Source organism: Clostridium sp. MF28 (assembly GCF_002969175.1).
In the GTDB taxonomy this organism is placed as follows: domain Bacteria; phylum Bacillota; class Clostridia; order Clostridiales; family Clostridiaceae; genus Clostridium; species Clostridium beijerinckii.
On sequence record NZ_CP014331.1, the window covers coordinates 5,791,991 to 5,811,974 of the forward strand.

The following is a 19,984-nucleotide window of genomic DNA, read 5'->3' on the forward strand; positions in this document are numbered from 1 at the left end:
GCTTTATGTTAGGAGATAAATTTTATGAGGAACCTAAGAAGCTTCAAAGTTTAGATGCAATTATAGAAGAGCTTAATAAAAATAGAGAAACAATTTATTCGTATCCATCAGAAGCTATGATTGAAATAATTAATGAATATAGTAAAATATTATGTAGCGATAGAAAGTTTTTAAGTTATGAAGGTGTGCCTTTTTTGATATTATGGCTAAAGAAAGACAATATTAAGAAGCTTTTACACCAAGATCTAAGAAAACAAGAATTCCTAGATGATTTTATAGAAATAGCAGATAATAAATTTATGAAGGCTCAACCTAGAGGGATAGTGTGTCATTTCATGGCTGGCAATGTTCCTACTCTTCCAATGTATTATTTAGTTCAAGCCATTATTTGTAGAAATGTTAATTTATGCAGGATACCTATTGGTAGTATAAATATTGTAATTGAACTTCTAAAACCTTTAAAAGATATTGTAATTAATTTTAGAGGAGAAAAATATTATGGAAGTACCTTATTAAAGAGTATTTCAATTATAAATTTTTCAAGTAATGATTTAAAATTAAATACTGAAATGTCACAGGCAGCGGATGTAAGAGTAATATGCGGCGGTGAAGAAGCCGTGAACACATTGTCAGTTCTTCCTAAGAAGACCACATGTAAGGATGTTATATTTGGCCCTAAATATTCCTTCGCTGTATTTGAAAAATCTGCCATGGAAAGTCTTAAGATAACTAAAACCTTCGATAATTTTGCAAAGGATATAATAAGCTTTGATCAAAGAGCATGCTCTTCTCCTCAAGTGTTATTTATTGAAAAATCTACTGTAGGTATTAATGAAGCAGCACAAATGCTTTCACAATCATTAGAAAAGGGTTTAAAACGATATCCTAAGCTTGAAATTAATCAAGGAGCAGCTGCAAATATAATTAATAAAAGAGGAGAATATCTTTTATCTTTAGAAAAAGATATAATATGCAGTAAAGACCTTAAATATACAATTTTAATAGATAAAGAAATAATGTTAGAAGAACCTGTGCAGCATATAACTATATTTTTAAAAGAGGTTGAAGATATATTTGAGGTTTCCAAGCTAATAACGCCAAGAATACAAACTATTGGAATAGCTTCTGAAGATAATAGCAGGATTATGAATTTTGCAAATAAAGTCAGCCTGCATGGTGTTGATAGGTTAGTTAAAGTGGGTCTCATGAATTTATATGATTCACCTTGGGATGGAATACTTTTTATGAGTGAAATAGTTAAATGGACAATTTTAAATCTAAATTAAAAAAGAGAAATACTTAATAATGGATAAATCTTTAGATTTGTTTTATAAACGGTATTTATGTTACTGGTGAATTATAAATTTTGTATAAATAAGATATAGGGTGTGGAGAATGTGAAAGTAAAAGAATTGATGACAAAAAAGGTATTGGTGTTAAAACCTAATAATACATTTGAAGAGGCAGCAAAGCTTTTTATTGAAAATGGCATAGATGGAGCACCCGTTGTAGATAGAGATGGAAAGTTAATTAGCATTGTAACAAAAACAGATTTAATGAAAGCTATTTTTAATAAATTAGAAATGAATACGAAGCTAGAAACTTTAGATCTTAAAAAAGTAATAACAATTAATAGTGAAATGAATATAGAAGATGTATTGAAATATAATGTTGGTCGTCTTCCAGTTATAGATAAAAACAATAAGATTATAGGGATAATTACTCATACAGATTTTATTAATGATTTGGTTGAAAAAATTTCAAAAAAATGTAGAGATATGAAAAATACAAAGTTAGGATTAACTGAGTTAGACTCTATTATTGAGTGCTCTTATGATGGAATTTATATAACAGATGGGGAAGCTAATACTATAAAGATAAATAATGCCTATGAGAGTATTACAGGACTTAAAAGATCAGAGGTTTTAGGAAGAAATATGAAAGACCTGGAGAAAGAAGGCGTTATATCTCAGTCGGCTACTCTTTTAGTGCTAAAGAATAGAAAAACCACTACAATTCAACAGGAATTCAAAACAGGAGTAAAGGTTCTTGTGAGCAGTAATCCCATCTTTGATAAGAATGGAAAAATAATCATGGTGGTTACAAACGTACGAGATGTAACACAACTTTATGAGTTAAAAGAACAACTTCAAAAGAATAAAGAAATTACTCTTAAATATGTTTCTGAAATCGAAGAAATGAGAACTCAATTATTAAATACTTCAGAAATTGTTGCAGAAGATCATAAAACTATTGAAATTATCCAGCTTGCCAATAGAATTGCAAAAGTGGACACTACGATTCTTATGCTCGGAGAAACCGGAGCAGGAAAGGATCAAATAGCAAAGCATATACACAAAGTAAGCAAACGAAGTAAAAAACAATTTATTAAAGTTAATTGTGGTGCAGTGCCTGCAAGTTTAATAGAATCTGAATTTTTCGGATATGAAAAAGGTGCTTTTACTGGAGCAAATAAAGAAGGGAAAATAGGTTTATTTGAAATGGCTTCTGGAGGGACTATTTTCCTCGATGAAGTTGGAGAACTTCCAATGGATATGCAGGTTAAGCTTCTAAGAGTACTTCAAGAAATGGAAGTAGTACGAATTGGAGGAACAAAGCCTATAAAAATTGATGTTAGAGTACTAGCTGCAACAAATAGAGATTTGGAAGATATGATAAAGAAAAAACAATTTAGAGAGGATTTGTATTATAGGCTCAATGTCATACCGCTATATATTCCACCCCTTAGAGAAAGAAAGCATGATATTTTGCCATTAATTAATTTTTTTCTCACACAGCTTAATAAAAAGTACAATTTCAATAAGATATTTGCTTCAGATGCTTTAAATTGTATGTATGAATATAATTGGCCTGGGAATGTTAGGGAGCTAAAAAATATTGTTGAGAGAGCTGTAATAATGAGTGAGGATGATAAGATAAAGAGGTCAGATCTTCCTAAAAATATTATTGGCTCAAATGGCATGATTGTAACTTTAAATACTTTTGAAGAAGGTATAAATTTAAAAGAAACCTTAGATGCCATAGAAAAGAAATTAATTAAGAAGGCATATGACAAGTATGGAAATGTCAGAGCAGCAGCAAAATCACTAGGAATAGATGCATCAACATTTGTAAGGAAGAGGCAGAAATATATAAAAGAAGAAATTTAATAATATGACGTATTTAAATAGAAATTGGATACATATTTATTAGCTACGGCAGCTTATTTTGAAATGCCTGCTCCGTAAATATGTATCCAATTTCTTTGTTAAGTATGGTAAATAAATATTATAATCTATTTAAATTTATGTATTATACTAGAAACATGATATATAATGGGTAGCCAGTGGTGCAAAAATGCAACAAGATGCAGAAGTGCAACGTAATAAAATATTTTTAAATTGTAGCTATTGTAAACGTATTCTAAGGTTATTATGAAATTTAATTGAAATTTTAGTTGCATTTTTGCAACAAATATTTATATTATTCCAGAAATTAGAGGTGATATTGAAAAAATTATGAGATTATTATGGTAAATTCAAGTTAGTATAGTAATTTTTTATTTTGGCACGCTTATTGCTTAGTAATATTATTAGAAAATAAAAATTAGTGAAGGAAGCGATAATATGCCATTAAAAACAAAGGAACAATATATTGAAAGCCTTAGAAAGTTAAACCTAACAGTGTACATGTTTGGAAAACCAGTTGACAATGTTGTTGATAATCCAATCATAAGACCATCTCTTAATTCAGTTGCTATGACTTATGAATTAGCACAAATGCCAGAGTATGAAGATTTAATGACAGCTACTTCTAATTTAACAGGGGAAAAAGTAAATAGATTTGCTCATTTACATCAAAGCACAGATGATCTTATTAAAAAAGTAAAGATGCAAAGATTACTTGGTCAAAAAACCGCATCATGTTTCCAAAGGTGCGTTGGTATGGATGCTTTTAATGCATTATACAGTTCAACATACGAAATAGATAAAGCTTGTGGAACAAATTATCATGAAAACTTTAATAAGTTTTTAAAATATGTTCAAGAAAACGACTTAACCGTTGATGGTGCAATGACTGATCCTAAGGGGGACAGAGGATTATCGCCAAGTAAACAAGCTGATGGTGATTTATACTTAAGGGTTGTTGAAAGAAGAGAAGATGGGGTAGTTGTTAGAGGAGCAAAATGTCACCAAACTGGAATGTTAAATTCTCATGAGGTAGTAGTAATGCCAACAATAGCATTAACTCCAAATGATAAGGATTGGGCAATATCTTTTGCAGTGCCTACAGATGCTGAAGGAATAATTCATATATACGGAAGGCAATCTTGTGATACAAGAAAACTAGAACCAGGTGCAGATATAGATCTTGGAAATGCTGAATTTGGTGGACAAGAAACATTAACAATATTTGATAATGTATTTGTACCAAATGAAAGAATTTTCTTAAATGGAGAAACTGATTTTGCTGGAATGATTGTTGAAAGATTTGCAGGATATCATAGACAAAGTTATGGTGGATGCAAAGTTGGAGTTGGAGATGTTCTAATTGGAGCGGCTGCAGTAGCTGCTGATTATAACGGAGCTCACAAAGCATCTCATGTTAAAGATAAATTAATAGAAATGACTCACTTAAATGAAACTTTATTCTCTTGTGGTATTGCATGTTCAGCAATGGGTTCTAAAACAGAAGCTGGAAATTATTATATTGATAATCTGCTAGCAAATGTATGTAAGCAAAATGTTACAAGATTCCCTTATGAAATATGTAGACTTGCAGAAGATATTGCTGGAGGAATCATGGTAACTATGCCATCAGAAGCAGATTTTAAAGATGAAAAGATAGGACCATATATAGATAAATATTTGAGAGGTGTAAACTCAGTTTCAACAGAAAATAGAATGAGAATATTAAGATTAATAGAAAATATTTGTTTAGGGACTGCAGCTGTCGGATATAGAACAGAATCAATGCATGGAGCTGGATCACCACAAGCTCAAAGAATTATGATAGCTAGACAAGGAAATTTGGCAGCTAAAAAGAAAATAGCTAAGAAAATAGCTAGAATTGAAGAATAATATGAGCAAAATCATGGTAAATAAAATTAATGATGCTATCAATACTAAAATAAAACCATTACTTGCCGAGCATAATGGAGATATTGAGCTTGTAGAAGTTAGAGATGGTGTAGCTTACGTAAAACTTTTAGGCGCATGCAGTGGCTGTCCTTCGGCAAAATCTACTATGGAAGAATTAATTTCCTGCGTATTAAAAGAGATACCGGAAATAAAAGATGTACAACTCGTTGATACAATTAGCAGAGAAATGCTTGATTTTGCTAGAGAGCTGCTTAGAAAATAAAGGCCAGGTGAAATTTTGGAAATAGGTATTAGATACTGTGGTGGCTGTAATGCCAGTTATGATAGAAAAACGTTTATTACAAATTTAATTAACGATCTTGATAAAACTCATAATTTCGAGATTGCAAAGGAAAATAAGGAATATGACTATTTAATTTTAGTCTGTGGATGTTCAAATTGCTGTGTAAGCCATGAAAAATATATATCAAAATATAATAAAATTTTTATTAAAAATATAGGGGATTATGATAAATTAGTATATGACTTGAAAAAATTGTAATCCGGTTATATTTAGGAGGTGTCTAAGATTAGCTGGAAAGATTTATACAAGAGTAAGGTAGTTACAGCTGACGAAGCTGTAAGAAAAATTAAATCGAATGATAGAGTAGTAACTGGACATGCTTGCGGAGAGCCAAAAGAAATTATAGATGCAATGGTTAGAAACAAAGATTTATATGAAAACGTAGAAATTGTTCATATGGTATCCATGGGTAAAAGTGAATATTGTAAGCCTGAAATGGCTGTTAATTTTCACCACAATTCTATATTCGCAGGAGCAACAACAAGAGAAGCTATTCTTGACGGAAGAGCAGATTTTACACCATGCTTTTTCTCAGAAGTACCAAAAATGTTTAGTGAAGGTACGTTGCCAGTAGATGTAGCACTCGTTCAATTAAGTGTTCCAGATGAACATGGTTATTGTAGTTTTGGAGTTTCAAATGATTACACAAAACCTGCTGCAGAGGCCGCTAAAATTGTTATTGCGGAATTAAACGACAAGATGCCAAGAACACTCGGAGATTCATTTATACATGTTTCTGATATCGATTATATAGTTGAAACTTCAAATGATATTATTGAGCTTAAGCCACCTAAAATAGGAGAAGTCGAAAAGGCTATTGGTGAAAACTGTGCAAAGCTCATTGAAGATGGGTCTACACTTCAATTAGGAATTGGTGCAATTCCAGATGCGGTACTATTATTCTTAAAGAAAAAAAGGATCTTGGGATTCATTCGGAAATGATATCTGATGGAGTAGTTGAATTAATAGAAACAGGTGTAATAACAAATAAAGCAAAAACTTTACATCCTGGAAAATCTGTAGTTACATTTTTAATGGGTACTAAGAGGCTTTATGATTATGTTAATGGAAATCCTAGTGTTGCCATGTATCCTGTAGATTATGTAAATAATCCATGTGTTATAGCAGAAAATTATAAGATGGTATCTATAAACTCATGTATTCAGGTAGATCTTATGGGACAAGTTGCGGCTGATACAATTGGACTTAAACAGTTCAGTGGCGTAGGTGGACAAGTTGACTTTGTAAGAGGAGCAGCAATGGCTAAAGGTGGTAAATCAATAATTGCAATGCCATCAACTGCAAGTAAAGGAAAACTTTCAAGAATAGTTCCAATTTTAGATGAGGGTGCAACTGTTACAACATCTAGAAATGATATTCATTATGTAGTAACTGAGTTTGGAATAGCTGAGTTAAAAGGCAAAACTTTAAAAGAAAGAGCTAAAGCATTAATAAATGTTGCACATCCGGATTTTAGAGATACACTTATTGAAGAGTGGGAAAAGAGATTTAAAGTGAAATTTTAAATTAAAATAAATGAAAATATGGGAGGAAGTAACTTATGAAAGTGTATGTTTTAGACACGGGATATTTAGAAACTGATAAAAATAATGTAGTGGGTGGGGCTACTATGGGAACATATAGCCAGCCGCATGTACAAAATAAATGGATTAAGCTACCTGTAATGTCTATTTTAATAGATCATCCAGATGGAAAAATATTATATGATGTAGGAAGCAATCCAGAGGCCATGAATGGTTATTGGCCAAAAAATCTTCAAGAAGTTTATCCATTATATCAAACAAAAGAACAAAGACTAGAAAATCAATTGGCTTTATGTGGTACAAAGCCAGAAGAAATAAAGAAAGTAATAATTTCTCATATGCATTTAGATCATGCAGGAAATTTAGATATGTTTAAACATGCAGATGTATATGTACCAAAGGCAGACTTTATGCAAGCTCAAACTCAAGTAAGGTTAAATGAAAATCCGTTAACACATGGAGGCTATATTAAAGCTGATATGGATGTTTCGGTAAAGCAATATCATTTAGTTGAAGACGATTTTGAATTTGCAAAGGGCATAGAAATAGTAAATTTACCAGGTCATACACCAGGATTACTTGGAATAGTAGTTCATTTAGAAAATGAAGGTACATTAATCTTCCCACAAGATTGTGTATATAGTTCAGAAATTTATGGTCCACCAGCTAAGGCATCAGGATTGCTTTATGATAGTCTTTCTTTCTTTAAATCAATTGAAAAAGTAAGAGAGTTAGAGAAAAAATATGACGCAAAAGTATTTTTTGCTCATGATGAGGAGTTCTTTAAAACAATAAAACTTGCTCCTGAGTTTTATGAATAAAAAGTAGTAAAAACTATTAAAGAAGTAGTGAATTAAATTGCTGCTTCTTTTTATTATTATATAGATATCCAAATTTAAAACTGCATTTATGTGATAACTTACCGGTACGCCAAGCAAGGGCGTAAAAGATAATGAGGGCTAACCTTCCTCATTATTACTATATAGCAGGTGGGAATCCTGCATGACAAAGGCCAGCAACCAGTCATTAGTTAGTCTTGGGCTTATTATGGCGATGTAATAAGTTAAGTGTAGACAAACAAGGTACCAGGCCGCAAGCGAATGCTGAAACTACTAGCCACGAAATTATCACAAAGTCAGAAAGGACGATAATATCGGTAAATTAGAAGTCAGAACATAGATAATCATTATTGCAAGAATATCTGTGCTTTCTCGTGGTTTTAAGGTGTAGCATGGTATACATTGATATAGTACGTCAACTTGGGAGGACTCATTATTCTCTGACTTCAGAGTATGGAAAACAATGATTAGAAATCAGAGGTATTCAAATGATAATGAGTAGTCGGATTACACCATAGTACTGAAGAAATGAGTAATGACCATGGAGGGAAGGGTGTAACATATTATAGACCTTGAAAAGAGAAACAGAAATTCTCACACAGAGGAGGAAAAAAAAAATGTACACAAAACTTGAGAGGATAGCAGAAATAGCTGGAAATAATCCTAAAGAGAAATTTACATCACTAATGCATTTAGTTAACAAGGAAATGCTAATTTTATGCCATTATGAACTGAGCGGAAATAAGGCTACAGGAGTGGATAAGGTAACAAAGGAAGAATATGAAACTAACTTAGAGAATAATATTGATAATCTACTAATTAGAATGAAGACTTTTAAATATAGACCGCAGCCTGTAAGGAGAGTATACATAGATAAGTCTGGTTCAAACAAGAAAAGACCTCTAGGTATACCGGCATATGAAGACAAAGTTGTACAATTAGCCATTAATAAAATATTAAAATCAATATATGAACAAGATTTCATTGATAGTTCTTTTGGGTTTAGACAAAATAGAAGTTGTCATGATGCTCTTAAAATCTTAAATGTATATTTATCTGAAAAGAATGTGAATTATGTTGTAGATGCTGATATTAAAGGATTCTTTGATAATGTTGACCACAAGTGGTTGATGAAATTTCTTGAACACAGGATTGCAGACAAGAACTTACTTAGATATATAGGTAGATTTTTGAAAACTGGAATAATGGAAAACGGAAAGTTTTATAAAGTATATGAAGGAACTCCACAAGGGGGAATAATATCTCCAACATTAGCAAACATTTATTTACATTATGTTTTAGATATATGGTTTAATAACTTTATCAAAAAGAAGTGTAAAGGACAGGCGTACATAGTACGCTATGCGGATGATTTTGTTTGCTGTTTTCAGTATGAAGACGAAGCGAAAGCTTTCTATGAAGCATTGAAAAACAGATTAGACAAATTTAACTTGCAGGTAGCTGAAGATAAAACTAAAATATTATATTTCGGTAAGAATGCCTACTATGATAGAAAATTCAAGAGAGCATGAAAGTTAGAATCATATAAAGATAGAACTTTTGATTTTCTAGGATTTACACACTTCTGCAGTTGCAGAAAGAATGGAAGTTTTAGAGTTAAGAGGAAGACTAGCTCAAAGAAATTTGGAGCTAGCATAAAGAGATTGAATGAATGGTTAAAGAATAATAGAACAGTGCCGCTCACATTATTAATGGAGAAACTGACACAGAGACTAATAGGATATTATAGGTATTACGGAATCACTGACAACAGTTTAAGTCTCGCAACTTTCAGATATTTAGTAAGAAAACTAACTTTTAAATGGCTAAACAAAAGAAGTCAGAAAAGAAGTTATAACTGGAGAAGTTTTGACACTATGTTTGAGTGCTTCAAAATACCTAAAGCTAAAATATATGTTAATATTTTCAACTTAAAAGAAGATATATCATATATACTGTGAATTATAATGTGGGGAGCCGTATGCGGGAAATCCGCACGTACGGTTCTGAGAGGGGTTAGGGAAGTGATTCCCTAGTCTACTTACCAAATCAGAAACATTGTTGTTTCACAGGACTATGAAAATTTTGCTGAAAGGCAGTTAATGTAGGGTTGTATCCATATGTGCATGCTCCTAATTTTATTAGGACAAGTAAACCTGGAACAACCCTACATTAATTATTTTCATCAGCTTATTTTCTAATGATTGCTCCATATTATGACATTAAGGTTACAAGCATATATGGAATTTCTTTGTTTTTATATGCATTTAAGTATAGTAAATGCTTAATAGAATTTTGTATGTGATTTACTCTATTGTTTAGACAAAACAATAAAAATACTATGTAACATAATATTTAAATGCTAAAATATAAGTAAAGAATAAAATACACTATCAGATATAGATTTGATATTTTTTGAATGTGTCTGGATATATGGAGGAAAGAAATGAGTAATATTAATAATGACAATAATTTAGGAAACATAAGAAAAGCAAGAATTGAAGATTTGGAAACCATAGTAAAATTTAATTACAATTTAGCAAAAGAAACAGAGGATAAAGAACTTAATTTAGAAATTTTGAGCAATGGTGTTAAAGCGATGATAGAAGATTCATCAAAAGGACAATACTATGTTTATGAAATAAATGGTAGAGTAGTTGGACAAATTATGTTTACATATGAATGGAGTGATTGGAGAAATGGTATGTTTCTTTGGGTGCAAAGTGTATATGTAGATTCTGAGTATAGAAAAAAAGGTATTTATAAGAAGTTGTATCATAATGTTAAGAATATATGTGATAATAATGATGGAATAGCTGGCATAAGATTGTATGTAGAAAAAGAAAATATAAATGCTAAAGCAACATATGAATCACTTGGGATGAGCGAATGTAATTATAATATGTATGAATATGAAAAATAATTAGAAGTGATAATATTGCTGCCTATGATCTAAGCTAGCAGAAAGCTGCAATTTTCATTAAAGACAGCCTCTATAAGTTTTGTTCATATATAGATGAACATATTAACAAAGTTGCTAAAACTTTAAGTTCATATTTTCACTAGAAATCATAAATATATTTGTAGAGAAAACATTTGAAAATGAGCTGTTAAAGGTTCTTAAGCAGAGAACCCAAATCTTTGATTTGGTGAGAATCGCTTACTCAGTGAACGAACGTGAGTCGAGTTTCCGCTAACGGTTGTTCCATTTTGGCTTGTCAAACTGAAAGTTGGAGCATGCTAAAGTGGATACAACCTGCTGCTTAGAACCTTCAGCGATATTTTCATAGCTTTTCGGAATCAAAATATTTATGATTTCGGTAAGTTACCACCTAAATTTAGTTTTAGAGATGGATATCTATATATGTTGCAATAATAAACTTACATTTAAACTTCTAGTATGCTAAGTGCCCTATTAAGGCAAAATGTAGAAACTTAATTGCAACATATATAAATCATATTTTACAATAGAAGGGAAGTGAGAATTAAAGGAGAGCGTATTAAATCCTCTCTTTTAATAATATTATGAATAATAAAAGGATAGTAAGAGATGGACATATGCACTCGCCATATTGTCCTCATGGAACTAAAGATAGTTTTGAAATGTATGTTGATAAAGCATTAATAGAGGGATTAGAGGAAATAACATTTACTGAACACATGCCTTTTCCATGTTATTTTATAGATGACAAAGAATTTCAAGATGAATGTGCTCCAAATGAAGAAGTAATAGAGAAGTATTTTAAGGATGTTGAAGAAATAAAATTAAAATATAAAGACAAAATCAAAATAAATATAGGACTAGAAGTTGATTTTGTTGATGGATATGAAGAAGGAACTAAAAGATTACTTAATTCCTATGGTCCAAAATTAGAAGATGGGCTAATTTCTGTACATTTTATAAAAATGGATAATGAATATGTGGCTATTGATGGAAAAGAAGGCTTTGAAAGAGCTTTAGAGTTTTATGGTACCACTGAAAAAGTTTATGATAAGTATTATGAGACTTTGCTTAAAGCAATAAAATCAGACTTAGGAAAGTATAAGCCTCATCGTGTAGGGCATCCCAATTTAATTAGAATTTTCAATAAATTATACCCATTAGAATATAAAAACAAAGAACTTTTAGAAGAAATAGTAGGAGAAATTAAATCAAGGAATTATGAAGTAGATGTAAATACAGCTGGCCTTAGAAAGCCATATTGCGGTGAAATCTATGTATCAGATATTTTTAAACAGTTGATAGATGAGTACGGGATTAAAAAAGTATACGGATCAGATTCTCACACAGCAAGTGATGTTGGAAGAGATTTTGATAAAGAATAAATTTCAGATAGCAGCCGTAAAACTATATTGAGGAGTAAGGTATGTCATTAGAAGGTATTAATTTTATTAAAGAAATTACATCTTTTATTTTTGTTGAGGATAAACCAGAAAAATGTGATATTATTTTTGTACCTGGCAGCTCATGGTCGGAGCCAGCAGAAAAAGCTTCAAAACTTTGGATAGATGGATATGCACCATACATACTTCCATCAGGAAAATATAGCATGTCAAAAGGATACTTTGCAGGACCAATAACTAAGGCTGAAATATATAGTGGATCATATAACACTGAATGGGAGTTTATGAGAGAAATAGCCATATCAAATGGAGTTAATAGTAGCGCAATATTAAAAGAAGATGGTGCAACTTGGACAAAGGAAAATGCCTTTAAGTCAAAGGAAGTTACTGATAACTATAATTTAGATATAAAAAAGGCCATAATATGTTGCAAATCATTTCATGCCAAGAGATGTCTCATGTTTTATAGTTATGCATATCCAAAGACAAAATTCTTTGTATGTCCAATAGATGTGGACGGAATAACTAAGGAAAATTGGTTCAAAACTGAGAATGGAATTGATAAGGTTATGGGAGAATTATCACGTTGTGGAGGACAGCTTAAGAAAGCAATTCCTACTTGGTCCTAAATATTTTATTAATTCTAAAAATATTACAAGAATTCTATCCTGAATTGTGCATTGTAACATATGTACTTTAAAAATTTTGATTTATCAACTCCTACCTTGAAATATCACACAGTATAGATAATTTTATAAAGAATTGATAATAATATTATATAATTCATGTTATGAATCCCATAAGAAGCTTGATAGTTGCTTATGGGATTATCTATTTTTAAAAGTTTTAAAATTTCATGGCTCAGTGAAAAAATATAGAGTATTTTGTAACAATAATTTAATTACTGAATAAAGTGACTATATAGATTGTTGTGTATTTAGTGTTAATAGAAAGTTAAAATATATTGTTTGGATTGACAATATATAGATGAAGTTTTATATTATATATAGATAGATGTCTATATAGGAGGCGTGAAATAGAATGAATTACGATGAAAATTCAAAAATTTTCAAAGCGTTATCTGATTCAAGCAGGTTGAAAATAATTGATATATTATCATGTGGTGAAAGATGTGCATGCGATATTCTAGAATATTTTGATTTTACTCAACCAACACTTTCTCATCATATGAAGGTATTAAGTGATTGTGGTCTTATAGAAGTTAGAAAGGAAGGACTTTGGAATTACTATAGCTTAAATTTAAATAATTGCAATAAACTTACTTTATTTATGATGAACCTTGTGACAGAAACAAAAGATTGTATTTGTAATAATAAGAGTAAATGTACTTGTAAATAAGAAGATAAAAACTAAATGTATCTGTAAATCAAATTTAAATATAAAAATTATGATTGTAAAGGAGTTAATAAAAATGAAAAAAATGATTATTTTTGATCCAGCTATGTGTTGTTCAACAGGTGTTTGCGGGCCATCTGTAGATAAAGAATTATTGAGAGTTTCAACTGCACTTAATACTTTGAAAAACAAAGGTATAGTAGTGGAAAGACACAATTTAACAAGTAATCCTCAAATATTTGTAGATAATAAAGTGATAAATGAAATTTTAAACACCAAAGGAATTGAAGCTTTACCTGTAACTATGGTAGATGGAGTAGTAGTTAAGGAAGGTAGTTATCCAACTAACGAAGAATTTTGTATTTTATTAGGTATACCAGCAGATACTTTGAAGCTTAATATAAAGAAAGCTAGTATAAAAAAGCCTGCTAAAGGCTGTGGATGTAAAGGTGGATGCTGCTAATAATTAGGTTCATTAGAATAAATCGATACACTTAAGTAGAAGGGGAGAGTAAATTATGTTGAAACTGTTTGATATTGAAAAGCTGAACTTAACTAAGTATCTATTTTTTACTGGAAAAGGTGGAGTTGGTAAGACTTCAACAGCCTGTGCTGTAGCCGTGAATTTAGCGGATCAAGGAAAGAAGATTATGCTTGTAAGTACTGATCCAGCATCAAATCTTCAAGATGTATTTAATACAGAGTTAAATAATAAAGGAGTTCAAATAAAGGAAGTCCCAAACTTAACTGTTGCAAATTTTGAACCAGAAGCTGCAGCGGCTGAATATAGGGAAAGTGTAATAGCTCCATATAGAGGAAAGTTACCACAAGCAGTAATAGACAATATGGAAGAACAATTATCAGGTTCATGTACTGTTGAAATTGCAGCATTTAATGAGTTCTCAGCTATGATAACTGATGAAAAAGTATTCAATGAATATGATCATATCATTTTTGATACTGCACCAACAGGGCATACCTTAAGAATGTTACAATTACCTTCTGCATGGAGTGATTTTATTAATGAAAGCACTCATGGAGCATCATGCTTAGGCCAACTTGCAGGACTTGAAGAAAAGAAAGAGATGTACAAAAGTGCAGTAGATACTTTAGCTGATGGAGAGAAAACAACGCTTGTACTTGTATCTCGTCCTGAAACTTCTCCACTAAAAGAGGCAGAAAGAGCTTCTAGTGAACTTCAAGAAATAGGAGTAAACAATCAAATATTAGTTATAAATGGTGTACTTCAAAATCATGATGATGAACTCTCAAGTGCTATTTATGAAAAGCAGCAAAAAGCTTTAAGTAATATGCCACCTAAATTTAAGGATATCGAAACTTTTGAAATTCCTTTAAGACCTTATAATATAACTGGGCTTGAAAACGTAAGAGCTTTCCTTAAAAAAGATTATATTAAAATTAGTGAGGAATCTTTAAATGCAGTGGCTATGCCAAAATTAAAAGATGTCATTGAGGATCTATATAATAGCAGCAAAAAAGTTATTTTTACAATGGGTAAAGGTGGAGTTGGTAAGACAACTATAGCAGCAGCTATAGCACTAGGACTTGCAAAAAAGGGTAAGAAGGTTCACTTAACAACTACAGATCCGGCGGCTCACTTGAAATTTGTATTAGATGAAAGCTATGGAATATCTTTGAGTAACATTGACGAAAAAGAAGAACTCGAAAAGTACAGACAAGAAGTTATAGGTAAGGCAAGAGAAAACAATATGACTTATGAAGATATCGAATATATTGAAGAAGATTTAAGATCGCCTTGTACTCAAGAAATAGCAGTATTTAGAGCTTTTGCTGAAATTGTTGAAAGATCAGAAAATGAAGTTGTAGTAATAGACACAGCGCCAACAGGCCATACTTTACTTCTTTTAGATTCAACAGAAAGTTATAATAAAGAAATTTCTAGATCAGAAGGAGATATACCAGAGTCAGTAATAAAATTATTGCCTAGATTAAGAAATGAAAGTGAAACTGAAGTAGTTATAGTAACTTTGGCTGAAACAACTCCTGTTTATGAAGCCATGAGACTTCAAAAGGATTTAGATAGGGCTCAGATTCATAGCAAATGGTGGATAATCAATTCAAGTCTTTATGCAACTGATACAACCAATGAAATCTTAAAGGTAAAGGCAAGTAATGAAATTCAGTGGATTAACAAAGTTGATGAAATTTCTAATGGAAACTTTGCGGTAATAGAATGGAAGGCAGAAGACGTAAGAGGAAATAACTTAATTAACTTAATTCAATAAAATTATTTTAAGGGGAGATAAAAAAGATGAAAACAAAAGTTGCATTTATCTGTGTCCACAATTCATGCAGATCACAAATGGCAGAGGCACTAGGAAAACTTTATGGAAATGATGTTTTTGAAAGTTATTCAGCAGGAACAGAAACAAAACCTCAAATAAACCAAGATGCAGTAAGGATCATAAAGGATTTATACAACATTGATATGAATGAAACTCAAAAATCAAAGCTTTTATCAGATATTCCTGAGGTGGATATAGTGGTAACAATGGGCTGTAATGTTCAATGTCCATTTTTACCATCTAAGCATAGAGAAGATTGGGGCTTAGAAGATCCAAGTGGAAAAAGTGATGATGAATTTATAAAAACAGCTAAAACAATAGAAGAAAAGGTAAAAGAATTAGCCAGAAGAATTGAGAATAATGAAATAAAATTAGAATAGTAAATTAAAAATAGGGGGAATTTTAAAATTGAGTAATAAATCATCAAGGTTATCATTCTTAGATAGATATTTGACTCTTTGGATATTTGCAGCCATGGCGCTAGGAATATTGTTAGGATGGGGAGTACCAGCCCTATCGGAAGGATTAGCGAGCTTATCTATTGGAACAACATCAATACCAATAGCTATAGGCCTTATTGTTATGATGTATCCACCACTTGCTAAAGTAAATTATAAGGAACTAGGAAAAGTATTTAAAAATCCAAAAGTTCTAGGATTATCGTTAGTACAAAACTGGTTTATTGGGCCAGTATTAATGTTTATACTTGCTTTTGTATTTTTAAAATCTGATTCGGAATTAATGACAGGACTTATTCTTATAGGACTTGCAAGATGTATAGCTATGGTAATTCTTTGGAACAGCTTAGCAGATGGAGATAGTGAATATGCTGCTGCATTAGTTGCATTTAATTCAATATTCCAAGTAGTATTTTATTCTGTATTTGCATACTTTTTCATAACTGTATTGCCACCTATTTTTGGACTTACAGGATATGAGATTCATATTTCCATGGGACAAGTGGCAACGTCTGTTGCAATTTATCTTGGTATTCCTTTTTTATTAGGAATGGTTACTAGACTTATACTAGAACCTATGAAGGGAACAGAATGGTATGTAAAAAAATTTGTTCCTAAAATTAGTCCATTAGCTCTAATAGCCTTATTATTTACAATTGTAGTTATGTTCATGTTTAAAGGAAAATATATTGTAGAATTACCTTTAGATGTTATTAAAGTAGCTATACCACTTGTAATATATTTCATAGTAATGTTTTCTGTATCATTTTACATTAGTTATAAGTCAGGCATAGATTATCATAAGACTACTACTTTATCTTTTACAGCTGCAAGCAATAACTTTGAACTTGCAATAGCAGTTGCAGTAGCAGTATTTGGAATTCAATCAAGAGTTGCTTTTGCAGCAGTAATAGGACCATTAATAGAAGTTCCAGTAATGATAGGACTAGTAAATGTAGCACTTCACTGGGGAAGAAAATATTTCTCATATTCTAAATAGAAATGATATTGATAGTTACAGTTAATAAAAATATATAGAGCTTGTTGTGAAATATATAGAGTCATTAATTTATAAAATTTGCATATAAATCAATAGTTGTAAGGCTATAATAGTATAAATTGTGCTATTATAGCTTTATATTTATATGTGGAATCTATTGTATATTCGAAAGTGTTTTATGTAATTTAAGAAAGGAGTTTTAAAAATATTATGAAATATTCTTATGAGGAAGGTAATTTTAGAAAAGGAGATATACTAGGGATTACTATTGACAGAAAGGTAAATATTTATTTATTAGATGGTAATAATTTTATTAGGTATAGAAATAATAATAGTTTTAAATACTATGGTGGTCCAGTTGATAGCTCACCATATAATATTACAGTTCCAAGTTCTGGTCACTGGTATATTGTGATAGATTTAGGCGGAGGATCAGGAATTCTAAACTACTCTATAAAAGTATTTAGATAAAATACATATGTATTAGTTAATATGTTATTTAACTATAGATGTCCAAATTATTAATTATACTTATTATGTGAACATATTTACTATATATAAAGGGTTATCTTATCTAGAAATCATAAATATATTTGTGGAGAAAACATTTGAAAATGAGCTGTTAAGATTCTTAGTTGTAGATTGTTCCACTTTAGCTTGTCACACTGAAAGCGGGAGCATGCTAAAGTGGTGAAATCTGCAGCTTAGAATTTTCAGCGATATTTTCATAGCTGTTCGGAACAAAATATTTATGATTTCGGCGAGTTACCGCATAAATATAGTTTTAAAGTCGGATATCTATATATTAATAGGCATTATTTAGCGTACATTTATATATAAATTTACATTAAATTTTGGTAGTATTTTAAAATAAGTAAATAGATCTTGTTTTACATTGACAATAACAGGATAAATATATTATTATATACAAAATATCTAAAATGTAAAAGGAGTAAGATAAAATGGCATATTATTTTAATGAACCATCCCATACTTTTGGAGAATATTTATTAGTACCAGGTTACTCTTCTGTAGACTGCATACCACAAAATGTAAGTTTGAAAACACCTCTTGTTAAGTTTAAAAAAGGTGAAGAATCACCATTAAGCATTAATATACCTTTAGTTTCGGCGATAATGCAGTCCGTATCAGATGATAAAATGGCAGTAGCTTTAGCAAAAGAAGGCGGAGTTTCATTTGTATATGGATCTCAGTCAATTGAAAATGAAGCTGCTATGGTTGCAAGAGTTAAGAACTATAAGTCAGGCTTTGTTACTAGTGATTCTAACATCAAACCTGATACTACTTTGGAAGAAGTTGTAGAAATAAAAGAGAGAACAGGACATTCTACTATGGCAGTTACTGAAGATGGGACTCCAAATGGAAAACTTCTTGGGATTGTGACAAGTAGAGACTATAGAATAACTAGAATGGATTTAAGTACTAAGGTTTCAGAATTTATGACACCTTTTAGTGAACTTATATATGCTGATGCTAATATAAGCTTGAAAGAAGCAAACAACATTATTTGGGATAATAAATTAAATATGCTGCCATTAGTTGATAAAGATCAAAAGTTAAAATACATGGTATTCCGTAAAGATTATTCAGCTAATAAGGAGAATTCAAATGAACTTATTGATTCTCAAAAAAGATACATAGTTGGGGCAGGTATTAATACTAGAGACTATGCTGAAAGAGTACCAGCATTAATAGAGGCTGGAGCAGATGTATTATGTATTGATTCATCTGAAGGATTTTCAGAATGGCAAAGAATAACAATTGATTATATACATAAGAATTTTGGAGAAAACATAAAAGTTGGAGCTGGAAATGTTGTTGATAGAGATGGATTTATGTTTTTAGCTGAAGCAGGAGCTGATTTTGTTAAAGTTGGAATAGGTGGTGGATCTATTTGTATAACTCGTGAACAAAAGGGTATAGGCAGAGGGCAGGCAACGTCTCTTATTGATGTAGTTAAAGCTAGAGATGAATATTTTGAAAAAACAGGAGTTTATATTCCTGTATGCTCTGATGGTGGTATTGTTCATGACTATCATATTACATTAGCATTGGCTATGGGTGCAGACTTTATTATGTTAGGAAGATATTTCTCAAGATTTGATGAAAGTCCAACTAATAAAGTAAATATAAACGGAAACTACATGAAAGAGTATTGGGGCGAAGGTTCAAATAGAGCAAGGAATTGGCAAAGATATGACCTTGGTGGAGATAAGAAATTATCTTTTGAGGAAGGTGTTGATTCATATGTTCCATACGCTGGAAGTTTAAAAGATAATGTAAGTATAACACTTAATAAAGTTCGTTCTACAATGTGTAACTGTGGTGCTCTTACTATTCCAGAACTTCAAAAGAATGCAAAAATAACATTAGTGTCTGCAACAAGTATCGTAGAAGGAAGTTCTCATGATGTAATGTTAAAAGATAATCACTATAATGCTCAACAGTAAAGAGAATATACTATGAGGTAATTTCAAACTTACAAGATGCAGTTAAACTGTTTCGCAAGGAATTATAGAGAGTTTGCAAATTAAAGTATGAAATTACTCATAGTTAATATCAAATGTTTAAATAATAAAAAATTAAAATTGACATTCTTTAATCCCTGTCATATTATATAGTATATAGATTTCATTGGAAGGAAGTATTT

18 protein-coding genes and 1 pseudogene are annotated in these 19,984 nt (G+C 30.9%); all 19 read left to right on the plus strand.

Annotated elements, in window-relative coordinates:
• Window positions 1-5 precede the first annotated feature (5 nt).
• The 19 genes and pseudogenes from AXY43_RS25590 (at window position 6) to AXY43_RS25675 (ending at window position 19,784) form a co-directional block, all read left to right on the plus strand.
• The gene (locus AXY43_RS25590) at window positions 6-1,286 is read left to right on the plus strand and encodes an acyl-CoA reductase (protein WP_243099111.1); all 1,281 of its coding nucleotides are present in this window, start codon (window positions 6-8) and stop codon (window positions 1,284-1,286) included.
• A 111-nt stretch (window positions 1,287-1,397) separates the two neighbouring features.
• Window positions 1,398-3,170: a sigma 54-interacting transcriptional regulator gene (locus tag AXY43_RS25595; RefSeq protein WP_105412378.1), complete on the plus strand. Its 1,773-nt coding sequence runs from the start codon at window positions 1,398-1,400 to the stop codon at window positions 3,168-3,170.
• A gap of 456 nt (window positions 3,171-3,626) precedes the next feature.
• Window positions 3,627-5,081: a 4-hydroxyphenylacetate 3-hydroxylase family protein gene (locus AXY43_RS25600; protein ID WP_105412379.1), complete on the plus strand. Its 1,455-nt coding sequence runs from the start codon at window positions 3,627-3,629 to the stop codon at window positions 5,079-5,081.
• Between the two features lie 13 nt (window positions 5,082-5,094).
• Window positions 5,095-5,364 (plus strand): NifU family protein, encoded by a 270-nt coding sequence (locus AXY43_RS25605; RefSeq protein ID WP_243099112.1) that lies wholly within the window; start codon window positions 5,095-5,097, stop codon window positions 5,362-5,364.
• A 15-nt stretch (window positions 5,365-5,379) separates the two neighbouring features.
• Entirely contained in the window at window positions 5,380-5,643 is a 264-nt protein-coding gene (locus tag AXY43_RS25610; RefSeq protein WP_023976203.1) for a hypothetical protein, read from the plus strand.
• 27 nt (window positions 5,644-5,670) lie between these two features.
• Window positions 5,671-6,971 (plus strand): annotated as a pseudogene (locus AXY43_RS25615) (acetyl-CoA hydrolase/transferase family protein).
• Window positions 6,972-7,006: 35 nt separating this feature from the next.
• Window positions 7,007-7,810, plus strand: a complete 804-nt coding sequence (locus AXY43_RS25620) for an N-acyl homoserine lactonase family protein (RefSeq protein ID WP_105412381.1) — start codon at window positions 7,007-7,009, stop codon at window positions 7,808-7,810.
• Between the two features lie 635 nt (window positions 7,811-8,445).
• Entirely contained in the window at window positions 8,446-9,360 is a 915-nt protein-coding gene (gene ltrA, locus AXY43_RS25625; protein ID WP_012059836.1) for a group II intron reverse transcriptase/maturase, read from the plus strand.
• 132 nt (window positions 9,361-9,492) lie between these two features.
• A complete protein-coding gene (locus AXY43_RS28250) occupies window positions 9,493-9,789 on the plus strand; it encodes a group II intron maturase-specific domain-containing protein (protein ID WP_171786255.1) in 297 nt (98 codons plus the stop codon).
• Window positions 9,790-10,274: 485 nt separating this feature from the next.
• A complete protein-coding gene (locus tag AXY43_RS25630; protein WP_023976200.1) occupies window positions 10,275-10,751 on the plus strand; it encodes a GNAT family N-acetyltransferase in 477 nt (158 codons plus the stop codon).
• 602 nt (window positions 10,752-11,353) lie between these two features.
• Window positions 11,354-12,154, plus strand: coding sequence for a histidinol-phosphatase HisJ (gene hisJ / locus AXY43_RS25635; protein WP_023976199.1), 801 nt, complete (start codon window positions 11,354-11,356; stop codon window positions 12,152-12,154).
• Window positions 12,155-12,195: 41 nt separating this feature from the next.
• On the plus strand, window positions 12,196-12,801 hold the full coding sequence (locus tag AXY43_RS25640) for a YdcF family protein (RefSeq protein ID WP_039771945.1): 606 nt from the start codon (window positions 12,196-12,198) through the stop codon (window positions 12,799-12,801).
• 412 nt (window positions 12,802-13,213) lie between these two features.
• Entirely contained in the window at window positions 13,214-13,531 is a 318-nt protein-coding gene (locus tag AXY43_RS25645) for an ArsR/SmtB family transcription factor (protein ID WP_023976197.1), read from the plus strand.
• A gap of 73 nt (window positions 13,532-13,604) precedes the next feature.
• Window positions 13,605-13,991, plus strand: a complete 387-nt coding sequence (gene arsD / locus AXY43_RS25650) for an arsenite efflux transporter metallochaperone ArsD (RefSeq protein WP_012058335.1) — start codon at window positions 13,605-13,607, stop codon at window positions 13,989-13,991.
• Between the two features lie 55 nt (window positions 13,992-14,046).
• Window positions 14,047-15,795: an arsenical pump-driving ATPase gene (arsA, locus tag AXY43_RS25655; protein ID WP_105412382.1), complete on the plus strand. Its 1,749-nt coding sequence runs from the start codon at window positions 14,047-14,049 to the stop codon at window positions 15,793-15,795.
• Window positions 15,796-15,821: 26 nt separating this feature from the next.
• On the plus strand, window positions 15,822-16,235 hold the full coding sequence (locus tag AXY43_RS25660; protein ID WP_023976194.1) for an arsenate reductase ArsC: 414 nt from the start codon (window positions 15,822-15,824) through the stop codon (window positions 16,233-16,235).
• 28 nt (window positions 16,236-16,263) lie between these two features.
• Window positions 16,264-17,313, plus strand: coding sequence for an ACR3 family arsenite efflux transporter (arsB, locus tag AXY43_RS25665; protein ID WP_105412383.1), 1,050 nt, complete (start codon window positions 16,264-16,266; stop codon window positions 17,311-17,313).
• 210 nt (window positions 17,314-17,523) lie between these two features.
• Complete coding sequence (locus AXY43_RS25670) at window positions 17,524-17,784, plus strand: DUF1883 domain-containing protein (RefSeq protein WP_012058339.1); 261 nt, start codon at window positions 17,524-17,526, stop codon at window positions 17,782-17,784.
• Between the two features lie 491 nt (window positions 17,785-18,275).
• Window positions 18,276-19,784 (plus strand): IMP dehydrogenase, encoded by a 1,509-nt coding sequence (locus tag AXY43_RS25675; RefSeq protein ID WP_077842241.1) that lies wholly within the window; start codon window positions 18,276-18,278, stop codon window positions 19,782-19,784.
• Window positions 19,785-19,984: the final 200 nt, after the last annotated feature.